The sequence below is a fragment of the Williamsia sp. M5A3_1d genome, assembly GCF_053345315.1.
In genome coordinates this window covers 1,120,154-1,136,282 of record NZ_JBKEZX010000001.1, presented here as the reverse complement: position 1 = coordinate 1,136,282, position 16,129 = coordinate 1,120,154, and the positions used below count along the sequence as shown (strand labels likewise).

The 16,129-nt window shown below is 67.3% G+C and carries 15 protein-coding genes; 6 read left to right on the top strand and 9 right to left on the bottom strand.

From position 1 onward, the window contains the following. Positions 1–4: 4 nt before the first annotated feature. Positions 5–1,639, bottom strand: a complete 1,635-nt coding sequence (locus ACLBW1_RS05265) for an acyl-CoA synthetase (protein WP_447810516.1) — start codon at positions 1,637–1,639, stop codon at positions 5–7. Positions 1,640–1,714: 75 nt separating this feature from the next. On the opposite strand from ACLBW1_RS05265, the gene ACLBW1_RS05260 reads away from it, so the two are divergent. Then, complete coding sequence (locus ACLBW1_RS05260) at positions 1,715–2,533, top strand: crotonase/enoyl-CoA hydratase family protein (RefSeq protein WP_447810514.1); 819 nt, start codon at positions 1,715–1,717, stop codon at positions 2,531–2,533. On the opposite strand, the gene ACLBW1_RS05255 is transcribed toward ACLBW1_RS05260, so the two are convergent. Further along, positions 2,520–3,155: a TetR/AcrR family transcriptional regulator gene (locus tag ACLBW1_RS05255; RefSeq protein ID WP_447810513.1), complete on the bottom strand. Its 636-nt coding sequence runs from the start codon at positions 3,153–3,155 to the stop codon at positions 2,520–2,522. The two genes, ACLBW1_RS05260 and ACLBW1_RS05255, sit on opposite strands and share 14 nt — an antisense overlap. 55 nt (positions 3,156–3,210) lie before the next feature. Here ACLBW1_RS05255 and ACLBW1_RS05250 point away from each other — a divergent pair, with 55 nt between their 5' ends. Then, entirely contained in the window at positions 3,211–4,644 is a 1,434-nt protein-coding gene (locus ACLBW1_RS05250) for a cytochrome P450 (RefSeq protein ID WP_447811151.1), read from the top strand. On the opposite strand, the gene ACLBW1_RS05245 is transcribed toward ACLBW1_RS05250, so the two are convergent. From ACLBW1_RS05245 to ACLBW1_RS05225, 5 genes are all read right to left on the bottom strand, one after another. Further along, on the bottom strand, positions 4,641–5,966 hold the full coding sequence (locus ACLBW1_RS05245; protein WP_447810511.1) for a DUF222 domain-containing protein: 1,326 nt from the start codon (positions 5,964–5,966) through the stop codon (positions 4,641–4,643). The genes ACLBW1_RS05250 and ACLBW1_RS05245 overlap by 4 nt on opposite strands. A 75-nt stretch (positions 5,967–6,041) precedes the next feature. Beyond that, positions 6,042–6,827, bottom strand: a complete 786-nt coding sequence (locus tag ACLBW1_RS05240) for a hypothetical protein (RefSeq protein WP_447810510.1) — start codon at positions 6,825–6,827, stop codon at positions 6,042–6,044. Between the two features lie 26 nt (positions 6,828–6,853). After that, positions 6,854–7,258 carry a hypothetical protein gene (locus tag ACLBW1_RS05235; protein WP_447810509.1) on the bottom strand — a complete coding sequence of 135 codons (405 nt, stop codon included), beginning with the start codon at positions 7,256–7,258 and terminating at the stop codon, positions 6,854–6,856. A 145-nt stretch (positions 7,259–7,403) separates the two neighbouring features. Continuing rightward, positions 7,404–8,966 (bottom strand): acyl-CoA synthetase, encoded by a 1,563-nt coding sequence (locus ACLBW1_RS05230; RefSeq protein ID WP_447810508.1) that lies wholly within the window; start codon positions 8,964–8,966, stop codon positions 7,404–7,406. A gap of 27 nt (positions 8,967–8,993) precedes the next feature. Then, positions 8,994–10,049, bottom strand: a complete 1,056-nt coding sequence (locus ACLBW1_RS05225) for an LLM class F420-dependent oxidoreductase (protein WP_447810506.1) — start codon at positions 10,047–10,049, stop codon at positions 8,994–8,996. 89 nt (positions 10,050–10,138) lie between these two features. On the opposite strand from ACLBW1_RS05225, the gene ACLBW1_RS05220 reads away from it, so the two are divergent. The 4 genes from ACLBW1_RS05220 to ACLBW1_RS05205 are packed head-to-tail and all read left to right on the top strand — an operon-like array spanning position 10,139 to position 13,792. Next, entirely contained in the window at positions 10,139–11,134 is a 996-nt protein-coding gene (locus ACLBW1_RS05220) for a Zn-ribbon domain-containing OB-fold protein (RefSeq protein WP_447811150.1), read from the top strand. A gap of 11 nt (positions 11,135–11,145) precedes the next feature. Beyond that, positions 11,146–12,192 carry a thiolase domain-containing protein gene (locus ACLBW1_RS05215; protein ID WP_447811148.1) on the top strand — a complete coding sequence of 349 codons (1,047 nt, stop codon included), beginning with the start codon at positions 11,146–11,148 and terminating at the stop codon, positions 12,190–12,192. After that, on the top strand, positions 12,192–13,361 hold the full coding sequence (locus tag ACLBW1_RS05210) for a thiolase domain-containing protein (protein WP_447810505.1): 1,170 nt from the start codon (positions 12,192–12,194) through the stop codon (positions 13,359–13,361). Before ACLBW1_RS05215 ends, ACLBW1_RS05210 begins: the two co-directional genes overlap by 1 nt. Then, positions 13,358–13,792, top strand: a complete 435-nt coding sequence (locus ACLBW1_RS05205; RefSeq protein WP_447810504.1) for a nuclear transport factor 2 family protein — start codon at positions 13,358–13,360, stop codon at positions 13,790–13,792. Before ACLBW1_RS05210 ends, ACLBW1_RS05205 begins: the two co-directional genes overlap by 4 nt. 4 nt (positions 13,793–13,796) lie before the next feature. Here the strand turns inward: ACLBW1_RS05205 and bla are convergent, their stop codons facing one another. Together bla and ACLBW1_RS05195 are read right to left on the bottom strand one after the other, a co-directional pair. After that, the gene (gene bla / locus ACLBW1_RS05200; protein ID WP_447810503.1) at positions 13,797–14,693 is read right to left on the bottom strand and encodes a class A beta-lactamase; all 897 of its coding nucleotides are present in this window, start codon (positions 14,691–14,693) and stop codon (positions 13,797–13,799) included. A gap of 47 nt (positions 14,694–14,740) precedes the next feature. Then, a complete protein-coding gene (locus ACLBW1_RS05195; RefSeq protein ID WP_447810501.1) occupies positions 14,741–15,988 on the bottom strand; it encodes a cytochrome P450 in 1,248 nt (415 codons plus the stop codon). Between the last annotated feature and the right edge of the window lie 141 nt (positions 15,989–16,129).

Below are 16,129 nucleotides of genomic sequence, written 5' to 3'. Positions count from 1 at the left end.
GTGGTCAGGAGCGGGCCGAGGCGACGGTGAGCGTCTCGTCGGCGGAACGGGATTCGGTGATCTCGGTGCCCCAGCGGTAGTCGGGCTTGCCGGCGGGCGACCGCTTGATGGCGTCGACGAACCACACGCTGCGGGGGCACTTGTAGCCGGCGATCTGCTGCCGCGCGATCTCGTTGAGTTCCGACAGTGAGGGCCGGCTGCCGTCACGGGTCGCGACGACAGCCGAGACACGTTGTCCGTAACGCTCATCGGGCACCCCCACCACCACGGTGTCGAACACCTCGGGGTGCGCCTTGAGGGCCTGCTCGACCTCTTCGGGGAAGATCTTCTCGCCACCGGAGTTGATGGAGACCGAACCGCGACCCAGCATGGTGATGGCACCGTCGGACTCGTAGCGCGCGTAGTCGCCGGGAATCGAGTAGCGGACACCGTCGAAGACCTTGAACGTCTTGTCGGACTTCACCGGGTCGTTGAAGTAGCGCAGCGGGATGTTGCCGGTACGGGCGAGCAGACCCACCTCGTCGGCACCGACCGGGATCACCGAACCGTCGGCCTCCCTCAGCAGCACGGTGTTCGGGTCGGCCTTCACCCGCGGACCGCCCGCATGGTCCATGCCCTTGGTCACCTGGGCCAGACCGCCGAAACCGGTCTCGCTGGAACCGATCGCGTCGATGATGACGGCGTTGGGCAACTTGTCGATGAACTGGTCTTTCACGCTCTGCGAGAACAATGCGGCCGACGACGCGACCGAGAAGACCGAGCTGGTGTCGTAATCGGTCTCGATGAGCGCGTCGATCATGGGGCGTCCCATGGCATCTCCGGTGATGAACACGACGTTGACCTTGTGGCGTTCGATGATCTGCCACGTCTGGTGCGGGCCGAACTCGGGGTAGATGATGGCCTTGCCGCCGCCGTAGAGCGCCTGGAACACCGCCCATTGCGACCCGCCGTGGATGAACGGCGGGATCGGGAAGCGCACGAGCTGCCCACCCGCAGCACCGTCGTTGGCGAACTTCCACTCGTCGTCGATGGTCTGGCCCGAGAACCAGTCGGTTCCGCCACCGAGCACCCGGTAGACGTCCTCCTGGCGCCACACAACGCCCTTGGGCGCGCCGGTGGTGCCGCCGGTGTAGAGCATGTAGAGGTCGTCGTTCGATCGTTCCTCGAAATCGCGATCCGAGGAGTTGTTCGCGATGGCGTCGACGAAGGCGATGTCGCCGTCCTCGAGCGGCACATCGGATCCGTCCTCGATGACGATGACGTGTCGCAGGGCAGGCGCGTGAGGGGCGACTGCGCGCACCCGTGGCAGGTACTGCCGTTCGACGAACAGCACCGACATCGACGAGTCGGTGAAGATGTGCTGCAGTTCGCTCTCCACGTAGCGGAAGTTGACGTTCACCATCACCGCGCGGGCCTTGAAGATCGCGACCATCGCCTCGACGCATTCGAGGGTGTTGCGGCTGTAGACGCCGACGGTGTCGCCGGGGGCGATCCCCAGGGCGCGCAGCTGGTGCGCGAGGGCGTTGGCGTCGGCCTCGAGCTGGGCGTAGGTCCGCGCGTCGCCGTCGGTCTCGAGCGCCGTGCGTTCGGGCATCAGGTCGACCGCGTGCTCGATGAAGTCGGCGATGTTGTAGGCCATGACCACAAAACTAGAACGTGTTACCGTTTTGGGCAAGCGTCCGATCACCCATGTTGCCTGCGGGAAGAAGTGAGAATGTCCGTGTCGACACCCGAGACCCCCACCACCGCCCAGGCGCACTGCCTCGTGGAGCAGCGCGGTCACACCCTCATCGTGACCATGAACCGCCCCGAGGCCCGCAACGCGCTCTCGGGCGAGATGATGGAGATCATGGCCGACGCCTGGGACCGGGTCGATGCCGATCCCAGCATCCGGACCGCGATCCTCACCGGCGCCGGAGGCTACTTCTGCGCCGGCGCCGATCTGAAGGCGATGAACAAGCGCGCGCCCGGCGACGGTTTCGCCTCCGGCGGCTGGGATCTCACGAAGATGCCCGCGCTGCTGAAGGGGCGCCGCCTCACCAAGCCGCTCATCGCCGCGGTCGAGGGGCCGGCCATCGCCGGCGGTACCGAGATCCTGCAGGGCACCGACATCCGCGTCGCCGCGGAGAGTGCGAAGTTCGGTGTCTCCGAGGCCAAGTGGGGCCTGTTCCCACTCGGCGGCAGCGCCGTGCGGCTAGTCCGCCAGATCCCGTACACGATCGCCGCCGACATCCTGCTCACCGGTCGCCACATCACCGCGGCCGAAGCGCTCGACTACGGGCTCATCGGCTACGTGGTCCCCGACGGCACCGCCCTCGACAAGGCTCTCGCCATCGCCGATCTCATCGCCGCCAACGGTCCGCTCGCCGTGCAGGCGATCCTCAAGACCATCCGCGACACCGAGGGCATGCACGAGGAGGATGCGTTCCGCGTCGACGCCGAACTCGGCAAACAGGTGTTCATGAGCAAAGACGCGAAGATCGGCCCGAAGGCGTTCGCCGAGAAGCGCACCCCCGAGTTCACCGGGGAGTGACGAGCGTCCCCAACACGGCGTCCATCGCCGGCGGCACCACCGACGGCGGTAGCCCGGAGATGGTGCCGACGAACGCCGACATGAGCATTCGCGTCACGTCGTCGGGGGATGCACGCTTGTCCGACAGCATCTCGTAGCTCGCGGCGCGCACCAGGTAGATCCAGCTCCGCAACGCCAGCACGAGCATCGGGCCCGGCGTCTGCGGCGCGTCGGTCGCGATGAGGATGCGCTCGACCTGACGATCGATCGAGTCGGCGATGAGCGCGACGATGTCGGGATCGGAGCTGACCGCTCCGCGGAACACCGCGCGTACGCCGAACTCGTGGCCGATGCAGTGCTCGAGGAACGCCTCCACCCCGCGCCGCAGCTGCTCGGCCGGCGACAGGTTCGCATCGGGGGCCGTCTCGTTCATCAGCGCGGCGTTCTCACGCGCCAGGAGCGCGACGAAGAAGTCACGCTTGCTGGGGAAGTAGTGGTAGAGCAATCCGCGCGACACACCGGCCAGTTCGGCGACACGCTCGATGTGGACCTCGTCGTAGGGATGCGACGCGAACAGCTCGGCCCCGAGGTCGAGGAGCTGCGACCGTCGCTGCTCGGGGGTCATGCGGGTGCGGGTCGCCATGGGGACATCCTAGTGGTCCTTACTTGACACCGATTCAGTAGCGGAGCATTCTCGGATCGTGGCTTCGAGAATTCGCAACAACTGGTCCGGCCAGAAGTTCCCGCACGCGGGACTGCGACTCCCCTTCGTCGGCGATCTGCTGAGCTTTCGGCCGAGTAGACCGATTCAGAGCATGGTGGAGAACTCTGCCGGCCTCGGGCCGATCTTCGAGCTGCAGATCTTCCGGCAGAAGATCGTCTTCGTGGGCAACGTCGAACTCGCCGCCGAGCTGTGCGACGAGACCCGCTTCGGCAAGGCGTTGCCGCCCGCGGTGGAGGCGTTGCGCGACTACGCGGGTGACGGTTTGTTCACCGCCCACAGCGACGAACCCAATTGGCAACTGGCCCATGAGTTGTTGGTGCCGGCGTTCACCAAGTCGGCCATGCAGTCGTATCACCCGATCATGCTCGAGACCGCGCGTGAGCTGTTCGAGTACTGGCGGCCACGGATCGGCGACGGGCCGGTCGACATCTCGCGGGACATGACGAAGTTGACGATGGAGACGCTGAGCCGCAGTGCGTTCAGCCACGACTTCGGCTCGTTCAGTTCCGCCGAGACCCACCCCTTCGTGCGGTCGATGGTGGAGGCTTTGGAGAACGGGCGCCGCAAGGGTGGGTTCCGGGCCGTGCCGGGTGGCGAGGTCCTCGCGCGCCTCGCCGATCGCCGGTACGCCCACCATCAGGCCTACAACGACTCGATGCTCGACGAGCTGATCGCCGCCCGCACCGGGTCGACCGACCAGCACGACCTGTTGGGCATCATGCTCAACGTCGCACACCCCGAGACCGGTGAGAAGCTGTCCCCGGTCAACATCCGGCACCAGATCCTCACGTTCCTGGTCGCCGGTCACGAGACCACCTCGGGCGCACTGTCGTTCGCGCTCTACTATCTGGCCCGCAATCCCGACTGCCTGGCGAGGGCTCGCGCGGAGGCCGATGAACTCCTCGGGTCCGATCCCGAGGCGATGCCCACCTTCGAACAGGTGGGGAAGTTCCGATACATCCGTCGCGTACTCGACGAATCGCTGCGGATCTGGCCCACGGTTCCGGGCTTCGCCCGCAGCCCACGCGAGACCACCATGCTCGCCGGGAAGTACCGCATGCGGCCGCAGGATTACGCGGTCGTGTCGCTGGGTCTCGTCCACAAGGACCCCGCGGTGTGGGAGAACCCGGACGTGTTCGATCCCGACCGGTTCCTCGCCGCCAACGTGAAGAAGCGACCGGCGCACAGCTACAAGCCCTTCGGTGCCGGCGCCCGCGCCTGCATCGGTCGCCAGTTCGCGATCCACGAGTCGGTGTTGGTCCTGGCGTCACTGCTGCACCGCTTCGACATCGCCGGCGATCCCGGCTACGAACTCGAGGTCGACGAGCGACTCACCATGCTGCCCCGCGGATTCGAACTCAGCCTGCAGGCCCGATCGCCTCAGATGGCCGACGCCGACGCTCTCTAAGCGGCGTCGAGCAGTACCCGGAGCTGTCGTTCTACGGCGCTCACCGGTTGATCGTGGTGGCCTGGCGGCGCTGGTGCTCTGGAGGCATGGCTGTGCCCGGTGGGTGTGGTGACTGTTGCGGTGTGGCGGGCGATGTCGGTGCCGTTGCGGTTGATGACCCGCCAGCCGGGGTTCTGTTTGGCTCGGTTGTGGGCCAGGCACATGCCGCCGCCGTTGGCTGCTGAGGTGGAGCCGCCGTTTGCGTGTGGTTCTGCGTGGTCGTATTCGGCGATCGGGGCGTCGCAGTACGGGATCCAGCACGTCTGGTCGCGCAGGTCGAAGAACGTCTTCAATCCGGTCGGGAACAGGCGTGCCGTGGACTCCATCGCCACCAACGCGCCCGAGGTGGGGGCGGCGTAGACCTTTCGCAGCGTGGAACGGCTCTCGGCATCCAGAGCGGTGTTCACCATCGCGCGGGCGGCGTCGGAAGGGATCGGGCCGTAGCCGGTGACGTGCGCGGCGGCGGTGCTGTCCCCGAGTAGCACTTCGTCGGAGAGGACGAGGTTCACCGCGACGGGTAGTGCGTCCGCGGTCGCTGTGCCGGTGACCCGCTCGACCAGGGTGTCGGCCATGACCTGGGCATGGGTGCGGTCATCGCAGCCGACGGTGGCATCGGCGTGCTTCTTCAAGGTCGCGTACACCGAGATCCCCGACGTCAGCGGCAGCAACGCCGACAGTCGCACCATCCCATCGGGTGCGGGACGAGTGCTGACCCGGCGGTCGGACTTCGCCAGGGCGTGGCGGTCGACGACAGCCTGCGGGTCGAGTTCGTAGGCCAGACGCTTCACCTCGGCATCCAACGCGCGATCACCCACACCGTCGAGTGCAGAAAGATCAGCGCAGATACGGCGGTCGATCTCACCACGGTCACGTGGGGTGAGGTGTGCGGTCTCGCGCACCAGGATCGTCGCCCGCCACTCCGTCAACACGCCAGCCGCCAGAGCGGCGCGGGTGTAAGGCATCTCGCGCATCAACGCCCGCGCGAACCCGAGATACCGACCACCCGACGACCCGGACGCTTTCCGAGCCAACGCGACCTCGGAAGCCAACCCACGGCCCTGTCGATTCTTCGGTACATCCGCGGCGGTCTCGGCCTCGACACGCAGCTCCTCGAGCCGCATCGTCTGCTTCGCCTGCGCCGCAGCGCACGCCGACTTCAGGGCTTCGAGAACACTGATCTGGTCGACGGCCGAAGCCTCTGTCCCAGCGAGTGGGAGATCACCGAGGGAGGACAGGAACGACTGCAGCGCAACCATTGTCGCGTCCTGCACGCCGTCGCTCATGTGTTCGAGCATACCTGCGCCCACCGACAATCGCCACGAAACAGTATGCGCCTGTGCACAACACCGCGATCACGGCTACCCGGCGTAGAACAACAGCAACGCGTGGGCTGGGTCTACCGCGTTGCCGATGTTGGCTGCCGCCAGGATGACCACGCAGATCCCGACGACACCGAACACCGCACTGGTGACACCCTTCTTGCGACGCGCTGATCGATCGAAGCGTGCGGTACGAACGGCCGACCGCGCGAGGGTCACGGCGAGAATCAGAGCAGCACAAGCCAACACGACGGCGCACACCGCCAGGACGGTGTGATAGGTGCCGAAGTCGCTGACCATACGGGCCAGCGCGGGGCTCGAGATGTCCCCGACCTGCAGCTGCTGCGCCACCTGACCCCGAACCTGCTGGAGGGCTGGATCACCGCCCGATGAGGGCACCAGGGAGAGCGCCGACGACAGCGGAGCGATCGCACCCTGCACGTTGGCCATCAGCAACAGCGCAGCGCCGAGACCGCCGGCGGCCACCGCCGTTCCCGCCACACCGGCGAGCCGCCGCCGCCCGCCGGCCACCGTGCTGTCGACGAACGACCTCCACATCCGGGTCGCCAGTACCGCCGACACCGCGACCAGGAGTCCCGCAGCGACGGCTTTCACGATGTGGAAGCGCATCCAGTAGTCGACCAGGTCGCGCATCCCTGCGACGCGAGTGGGGTCACCGGCGCGCCAGTACGCGACGAAATCATCGGCGGCCCTGCGGGACAACGCCGCCTCGCCGAGTATCCCGCGGCCGGTCAGCCAGAACGGGGCCACGACGAAAGCGATCGTGAGCAGCAGCGCGACGACGGCGAGGGCCCACGAACCCATCATTCGACCTACGACACGACGACCTGTCATCGTGGATCGTCGTCCGCGACGATGGTGGGGAGGCCCGATCCGACCGGGTCGAGGATCGCGCGGGCGCGTGTCCCCCACCGCTCGTGTGCCGACTGGCGACTCATCCCGGTCGCGCGGCCTATCGCCGCCCACGGCGCGCCCTGCATCCGGAGCACCACGACCGTCTCGATGCCGTCGAGTCCGGTGGCGACCTGGATGCGCAGGCTCAGAAGGTGCCAGGCGATCGACCGTTCCGCCGGTGTCGCGGTGGACTGTTCGGCCTCCCACTCCGGGGTGCCCGGGAGTGGTCCGGTACCGATTACCTCGTCGGAACAGCGGCCGGCCTCCACGGCAGCCGCCGAGGTCACCGTCCGGACGTGATCACTGATGTCGGCCTCACAGGCCGTGTCGATGTAGGACACCACACCCCCCTTCCGTCAGGGAGATCCTGACAGGGACCCGAAGCCCGTGTCAAGCATTTCCTGACACGGCGGGGTGGCGGTGGTTTCGAGTGGTCTCACTAGAACCAGCCTGCGCCGCTTCCTGCGGGCGCCGTCCGTCCGTACCTCAGATGGCGCGCTCCGCCTTCTCCCAGTAGGGATCGCGCAGCTTGCGCTTGTACAGCTTGCCGTTGTCGTCGCGGGGCATCTCGTCGACGTAGTCGATGGAGCGCGGGAGTTTGAACTTCGCCAGGCGGGCGCGGGCGTACTCCATCAGTTCCTCGGTCAACGCATCATCTCCGACGACGCCATCGGCCGGCAGCACGACAGCTTTGATCTCCTCGCCCCAGTCACTGTGCGGCACACCGAAGACCGCCACGTCGGCGACCTTGGGGTGCACCACGAGCTCGCCCTCGATCTCGGCCGGGTAGATGTTGACCCCACCGGAGATGATCATGTCGTTCTTGCGATCGAGGAGGTAGAGGAAGCCCTCGTCGTCCATGTATCCGATGTCGCCGGTGGTGAACATGTTGCCCACACGGGCCTTCTGGGTCTTCTCCTTGTCCTTGTAATACTCGAAGGTCGACCCCTTCATCTCCATGTAGACCTGGCCGCTCTCACCGCGCGGGACCTCGTTGCCGTCGTCGTCGAGGACCTTCACGACGGAGTACGACCACGCCTTGCCCACCGAACCCGGGTGGGTGAGCCACTCGTCGCCGAAGATCGTCGTACCGCCACCCTCGGTGGCCGCGTAGTACTCGGTGACCACCGGCCCCCACCACTCGAGCATCTGCTGTTTCACCTCGCGCGGGCAGGGCGCGGCGCCGTGGATCATGTTGCGCAGCGACGACACATCGTATTTCGCGCGCACCTCCTCGGGGAGTGCGAGCAGGCGACGGAACTGGGTCGGCACCATGTGGCTGTGGGTCACGCGGTGGGCGTCGATCAGTCGCAGCATCTCCTCGGGATCCCACTTGTCCATGAGAACCACGGTGTGGCCCAACTGGATCGAGATCATCACGAAGTTGACGACCGCTGTGTGGTAGAGCGGTGAACCACAGATGTGCACGTGATCGTCGTGCGGCACGAGCCCCATCACACCGAAGAAACCGATGCCGCCCAACGCGGCCTGCTCGGGCGCGACACCGGGCAGCGGTCGCCGGACGCCCTTCGGCTTGCCGGTGGTGCCCGAGGTGTAGAGCATCGGGGCGCCCGTGGTCCGGTCGGACGGTTCGGAGTCGTCGACGTCGGCGACCAGCTCTTCGAGGTCACGGAAACCGTCGATGGCTCCACGGGAGAAGAGGTCGGTGGCAGCCATGCCGGCCTCACGGGCCGCGATGCCCGCGGACTCGGCGAAGCGCTCGTCGGCGATGAAGATCTTGGCCTCGCTGTCGCCGAGGATGTACGCGATCTCGGGTCCGGTGAGGTGCCAGTTCACGGGGGCGAGGTAGAGCCCGATCTGCAGGGCCGCGAACTGCAGGCACACCGTCTCGATGCTGTTGGGCATCGCTATCACGAGGGTGTCGCCGGTCGCCAGACCGTGTGCGCGCATCCCGTTGGCGAGGCGGTTGGCCCGCGAGACGAGCTCACCGTAGGAGACCTGGGCGCCCGAGGGGTCGATGAGCGCGACCGCGTCGGGCGTCGCGCGAGCGATGTTCCACAGACCGATCGGAGCTTCGTTGTCCGCCATCTGCGACCTCCAAAATGAGAACGTGTTCTACCTGTCGGGGTCAGAGTAGACCAGAGCCCCCAACTCGCGAACAAGGTCGACCGAGCGGGCGGTCACCATGAGCATCGAGACCCCCGCCGATTCCCACCGACCGATCTCCGCGCGGACCTCGTCGGCGGTGCCGACGATCATGGTCTCGCGCACCATCTCGTCGGGGACCGCCGCGACGGCGGCCTCCTTACGGCCGGCCCGGAAATGCGCGCCGATCTCGTCGACGGCGTCGCCGTAGCCCATGCGGCGATAGACCTCGGCGTGGAAATTGAGCTCCTCGGCGCCCATCCCGCCGACGTAGAGCGCGGTGCTGGGCTTGTAGCGGGCGATCGCGGCGGGCACGTCGTCGGTGATCTCCACCTGCACCGTTGCCGCGACCTCGAACTCGTCGCGGGTGCGGCGCGCACCCGGCCGCGCCATACCCTCGGCGAGGCATTCCTCGTAGTGGTCGGCGAGCCGCGGGGTGTAGTAGATAGCCAGCCATCCGTCGGCGATCTCGCCGGTCAGCGCGATGTTCTTCGGCCCCTCGGCCCCCAGCCAGATGGGGATGTCGCTGCGCAGGGGGTGCGTGATCGGCTTCAGCGGTTTGCCGAGTCCCGTCGAGCCGGGCGCATCGGCGGGGTAGGGCAGTCGGTAGTGCGGCCCGTCGCTGGTGACCTTGCCCTCGCGCGCCAGGACATCGCGGATGACCTGCACGTATTCGCGCGTCCGGGCCAGCGGTTTCGCGAACGGCTGGCCGTACCACCCCTCCACCACCTGTGGACCGGACACACCGAGCCCGAGGATGTGGCGACCTCCGCTGAGGTGGTCGACGGTGAGTGCGTGCATCGCCACCGACGTGGGCGGCCGGGCGGCGATCTGCGCGACGGCGGTGCCGAGCCGCACCCGCGACGTGGCGCTCCCCCACCATGCGAGCGGGGTGAACGCGTCCGACCCCCACGACTCGGCGGTGAACACCGCGTCGAATCCTGATTCCTCGGCCGCGGCGATGAGCTCCGGCGCGTTGTCGATCGGGCCCGCGCCCCAGTAGCCGAGTTGCAGTCCGAGCTTCATGAGCGACCGTCTTCCTGTCGAGGCGAGGGCGCTTCCTTGCGCCCAATTCTAGAACCTGTTCTACTCCACTGGTGACCATCAGTGAGTCCATGCCCGGCTACGTCACCGCGGCGAGAGCAGAGGTGCCCGAACCGGCGACACCGGTGCTCTCGGCCCCGTTGAAGAACAGCTTCGACTACACCCGCTCGCTCGGCCCCGTGTTGACGAGATTCGCCGAGGGACTCCTCGCCGGCGAGATCGTCGGAGGGAGATCCGCGGACGGTCGCGTGATCGTCCCGCCGAGCGAGTTCGATCCGGCGAGTGGCGCACCGACGACCGAGTTCGTCACCGTGGGCCCGGCCGGGGTGATCACGACGTGGTCGTGGCAGCCGGAGCCGCTTCCCGGGCAACCGCTCTCCGAGCCGTTCGCGTGGGCGTTGATCCGCCTCGACGGCGCCGACACCGACGTCCTGCACGCGGTGCGGGTGTCGTCCCCCGACGAGATCACCTCCGGCGCGCGGGTGGTGCCGGTGTGGTCGGATCAGCGCACCGGACGCATCGACGACATCTCGTGGTTCGTCCTCGGCGACACCGCGACCGACGCCCCCGCGAACGCCGGCGAGGGGCCGGCCACACCGGGGATGATCATCACCCCGGTCGGCCTCGAGATCGACCACACCGCGACCGTCGAGGAGAGCTGGTACCTCGAAGGTCTCAAGAACGGCAAGCTCTACGGCAACCGGGCCGCCGACGGCGTGTACTTCCCTCCGCGACAGGCGAGCCCGGCAACCGGTGAAGCCGCCGGCGAGCGCGTGGAACTGCCCGACACCGGCATCATCACCACTTTCTGCATCGTGAACGTGCCCTTCCTCGGTCAGCAGATCAAGCCGCCCTACGTCGCGGCGTACGTGGTGCTCGACGGCGCCGACATCGGCTTCCTGCATCTCATCCTCGAGGTGGAGGCCAATGAGGTGCGGATGGGAATGCGGGTGCAGGCCGTGTGGCGCGACGAATCCGAGTGGGACCACACGCTACGAAACATCAGTCATTTCCGTCCGACCGGGGAACCCGACGCGGACTACGACTCCTACAAGAACCATCTGTGAGAGATGAGCCAGTGAACATGCCCCGGATCGCGATCATCGGTTTCGCGCACAGCCCGCACACCGAACAGACGTTCGGCACCACCAACGGTGTCGAGATGTTGATGCCGTGTTTCGCCAAGCTCTACGCCGAACTCGGCATCTCCCGCACCGACATCGACTTCTGGTGCAGTGGATCATCGGATTACCTGGCGGGGCGGGCGTTCTCGTTCATCTCCGCCATCGACTCCATCGGCGCGGTGCCGCCGATCAACGAGTCGCATGTGGAGATGGACGCCGCGTGGGCCGCGTACGAGGCGTGGGTGAAGATCGCCACCGGTGAGGTCGACCTCGCGCTGGCGTACGGATTCGGCAAGACCTCCGCCGGCACCATGGATCTCACCCTGGCCCTGCAGACCGACCCGTACACCGTCGCGCCGCTGTGGCCCGACGCGCGGTCGTTGGCGGCACTGCAGGCCCGCGCCGGACTGGAGTCGGGGGCATGGACCGAGGCCGACATGGCCGCGGTCGCCGCCCGCACCACCGGCACCTCGGTCGATGACCTGCTGGCCGCACCGCTCGTCGCCGATCCGCTTCGTGCCCATGATCTCTCGCGATACACCGACGGCGCGGCCGCGGTGATCCTGGCGTCGGAGGACCGTGCGCGCGAACTCGTCGCGAACCCGGCCTGGGTCACCGGGTGGGACCATCGGATCGACTCCCCCAACTTCGGGGCGCGCGATCTCACCGATTCCCCGTCGACCCGTCTGGCCGCCGATGCCGCACTGGGCGATCACCGCGCGGTCGACGTCGCCGAGATCTACGCGCCGTTCACCCACTCCGAGATCATCTTGCGTCGTGCCATGAAGCTGCCCGACTCGGTGCGGATCAATCCCTCCGGCGGTGCATTGGCCGCGAACCCGATGTTCGCCGCGGGCCTCGAACGTGTCGGCTTCGCGGCCTCGGCCATCCTCGCCGGGGAGGCGAACACCGCTCTGGCCCACGCGACCAGCGGTCCACTGCTGCAACAGAACATGGTGGTCGCGCTCTCCAGCGACGCTGCCGCCGGAGATGAGAACTGATGGGGCGTAATCGCGCGGCGGTCATCGGGACCGGCCAGACCAACTACGTGGCCAAGCGCCACGACGTCACCATGGCGGGCATGTGCCGCGAGGCCATCGATGCCGCGCTCGCCGACTCGGGTTACACGATGGACGACATCGACGCCGTCGTGGTCGGCAAGGCGCCCGACCTCTTCGAGGGCGCGATGATGCCCGAGCTCGCGATGGCCGAGCACCTCGGCGCCGTCGGCAAGCGACTCATCCGCGTGCACACCGCGGGCTCGGTGGGTGCCTCGACCGCGGTCGTCGCATCGTCGTTGATCAGCAGCGGCGTGCACCGGCGGGTGCTGGCCGTGGCATGGGAGAAGCAGTCGGAATCGAACGCCATGTGGGCGTTGTCGATCCCGGTCCCGTTCACGATGCCCGTCGGTGCCGGCGCCGGCGGGTTCTTCGCACCGCATGTGCGCTCGTACATCCGGCAGTCCGGAGCGCCCGAGCACATCGGGGCGATGGTGGCCGCGAAGGATCGTCGCAACGGGGCCAAGAACCCCCTCGCGCATCTGCATCAGCCCGACATCACGATGGAGTCGGTGATGGCCTCGCAGATGCTGTGGGATCCCATCCGCTACGACGAGACCTGTCCCTCGTCCGACGGCGCCTGCGCGGTGATCATCGGCGACGAACAAGCTGCCGACGACGCCGTCGCGGCAGGCACGCCGGTCGCGTGGATCCACGCCACGGCGATGCGCACCGAACCGCTCTCCTACGCCCACCGCAACCAGGTGAGCCCGCAGGCCGGGCGCGACGCCTCGGCCGCACTGTGGAAGGCCGCGGGGATCACCGACCCGCTCGAGGAGGTCGACACCGCCGAGATCTACGTCCCCTTCTCGTGGTTCGAGCCGATGTGGTTGGAGAACCTCGGCTTCGCCGCGCAGAACGAGGGATGGAAGCTCACCGAGAAGGGTGAGACCGACTTCGGCGGGCGGATGCCGGTGAACACCTCGGGCGGCGTGCTGTCGTCGAACCCCATCGGCGCGTCGGGCATGATCCGCGTCGCCGAGGCCGCGATCCAGGTGCAGGGCAAGGCGGGCGACCACCAGGTCCCCGACGTCCGGAAGGCCTTCGGCCACGCCTACGGCGGTGGGTCGCAGTACTTCTCCATGTGGCTGGTGGGTGCGGAGAAGCCATGAATCCGGCGTATCTCGACATCGACCGGGAGAACAACCCGGCCGTGGTGGCCGGCCGGATCTCTCGGGAGATGGTGGCGGCGCGGGACAAGCAGGGGTGGCTCGACAACTTCGCCGAGAACGCCGTGGTGGAGGACCCGGTGGGCCCGTCGATGTTCGACGAACACGGCGCCGGTCACCGCGGCCGCGACGCCATCTCGGCGTTCTGGGACATGACGATCGCGACCACCGAGAGGCTTGATTTCGAGTTCGACGAGGAGATCATCTGCGGCAACGAGGTCGCCTACATCGGGCGGATCGTGAGCCACATCGGCGGCCACGTCACCACCTCGCGCGGCGTGTTCACCTATCGCGCCGACACCGCCGGCAAACTCGTTGCCCTGCGCGCCTTCTGGGAGGTCCAAAAGACGATGGAGTCGCTGCGGCCCGAGTAGCGCCTCAGCCGGCGCGGGCCACGCGGGCGGCGACTCGGGCGATCACCGCGTCGGCGGCCGTGGCGTCGGGGATGTCTCGCGCGCTGCGCGTCTGCACGACGAGCAGGATGCGTTGCCCGCCCGGACCGATGAGGATCCCCGCGTCGTTCGCGCTGCCGTAGTCACCGGTCCCGGTCTTGTCCGCTGTCGTCCACCCCACGGGCAGGTCGGCACGGAATCGTCTGTCCGACGTGCGGGTGCCGCGCATCCATCCCACCAGCGTTGCGCGATCACGCGGGTCGAGTCGATCACCCACCATCACCGCCCGCAGTCCGGTTGCCCAGGCCTGCGGGACGGTGGTGTCGCGGATGTCGCCGGGGAACGCCGTGTTGAGCGAGGTCTCGGTGCGCACCATCAGCGTGGCCGGGTCGCCGGCGCTGCGGGCGAACGCGGTCACCCCACGCGGCCCGCCGATCGCGGCGAACATGAGATTGGCCGCGGTGTTGTCGCTCAGTTGCAGTGCTGCGACGGCGATCTCGGGATAGGTCATGGTTCCGCCGACATGCTTTCCGGTCTCCGGCGAGTTGGCGACGATGTCGCTCGCACGCACGGGCACCGGCGCGGTCAGCGACAGACGCCGGTGCCGGGCGGCATCGAGGACGGCGGCGGCGAGGTACACCTTCGACATCGACAGCACCGGGAACCGACGATCGGCGTCGACCGAGGCGATGACGCGTCCGGTACGCAGATCACGGGCCCACACCCCGATCGACACCCCGGAACGTGCCGCATCCGCGCGGATCTGCGCGCTGATGGACTGGGTGGAAATCGGCGGGGCGGCCTGCGCCGAACCGGCGACCAGCGCGGATGCGACGCCGACGATGGCCAGCAGGACGCTCACGAGGGACCTGATGGTACGCATGGCGAACAGTATGCACGGCTCTGCACGAGTCGCGCGGAACCGTTCGGTCAGGCGTAGCGGACCTGCATCTCCTTGATGCCGTTGATCCATCCGTGGCGCAGGAAACGCGGATCGGCGACCTTGGTGATGTCGGGCATGTGGTCCGCGATGGCGTTGAAGATGAGGTTGATCTCCATACGGGCGAGGTTCGCGCCCACGCAGTAGTGCGCGCCGTGACCGCCGAACCCGACGTGCGGGTTGGGATCTCGGGTGATGTCGAAGCTGAACGGGTCGGTGAACACCGACTCGTCGTAGTTGGCCGAACCGTAGAACATCCCGACACGCTCGCCCTTGCGGATCGCCACACCCCCGAGCTCGAGGTCGCGGCGTGCGGTGCGCTGGAAGCAGTTCACCGGGGTGGCCCAGCGGACGATCTCGTCGGCGGTCGTGGTGGGCCGCTCCCGTTTGAACAACTCCCACTGGTCGGGGTGGTCGAGAAACGCGTCCATGCCACGCGAGATGGCGTTGCGGGTGGTCTCGTTGCCTGCGACGGTCAACATGATGAAGAAGTAGCCGAACTCGATCTCGTCGAGCGCGAGGCCGTCCATGTCGGCGTGCACGAGTTCGGTGACGATGTCGTGCATCGGGCAGGCCTTGCGCGCCTCGGCCATCTGGTAGGCGTAGCCGAGGATCTCCGCGGCCGCGATCTGCCCGTCGTCGGCGAACTCGGGGTCGTCGTAGTTCATCATCGCGTTCGACCACGAGAACAGCTTCTGCCGATCCTCCTGCGGCACACCCAGCAGATCGGCGATCGCCTGTAGCGGCAACTCGACCGCGACATCGTGGACGAAGTCGCCGACGCCACCCTTCGCCGCGGCCTCGGTGACGATCTGACGGGCCCGGTCGGCGAGTCCCTCCTCCAGCGCGTGCACCGCCTTCGGGGTGAACGTCTTCGACACCAACTTGCGCAGACGCGTGTGCTCCGGCGGGTCGTGGTTGATGACCAGCGCCTTGGTGATCTCGAGCTGTTCGGGATCCATGTCGTCGTCGTAGCGGATGATCACGCCGTTGTCGTTCGCCGACCACAGCTCGTTGTTCTTCGAGATCGCGCGGATGTGTTCGTGCTTGGTGACCACCCAGTAGCCGCCGTCGCGGAACCCGCCGCCCTTGCCGTCGGCCTGGGCGTTCCACCAGACCGGCGCGGTGGCGCGCAGCTGCGCGAACAGCTCGGCCGGGATACCCCCCTGCAGCAGGTCGGGATCGGTGAAGTCGAACCCGTCGCCGAACACCGGACAGGAATTCTGTGTGCTGGTCACTGCGACCACCTCTTCGAGGGCTGGGTGAACGTGTTTCAGTTGTGATTGAAACACTGTTTGCCCAGCTTGACCATGGGTTCGCGGCACCGAGATGGACTGGAATGGAAACTTGTTCTAGTTTTTCCAGGTAACTGAGACCGA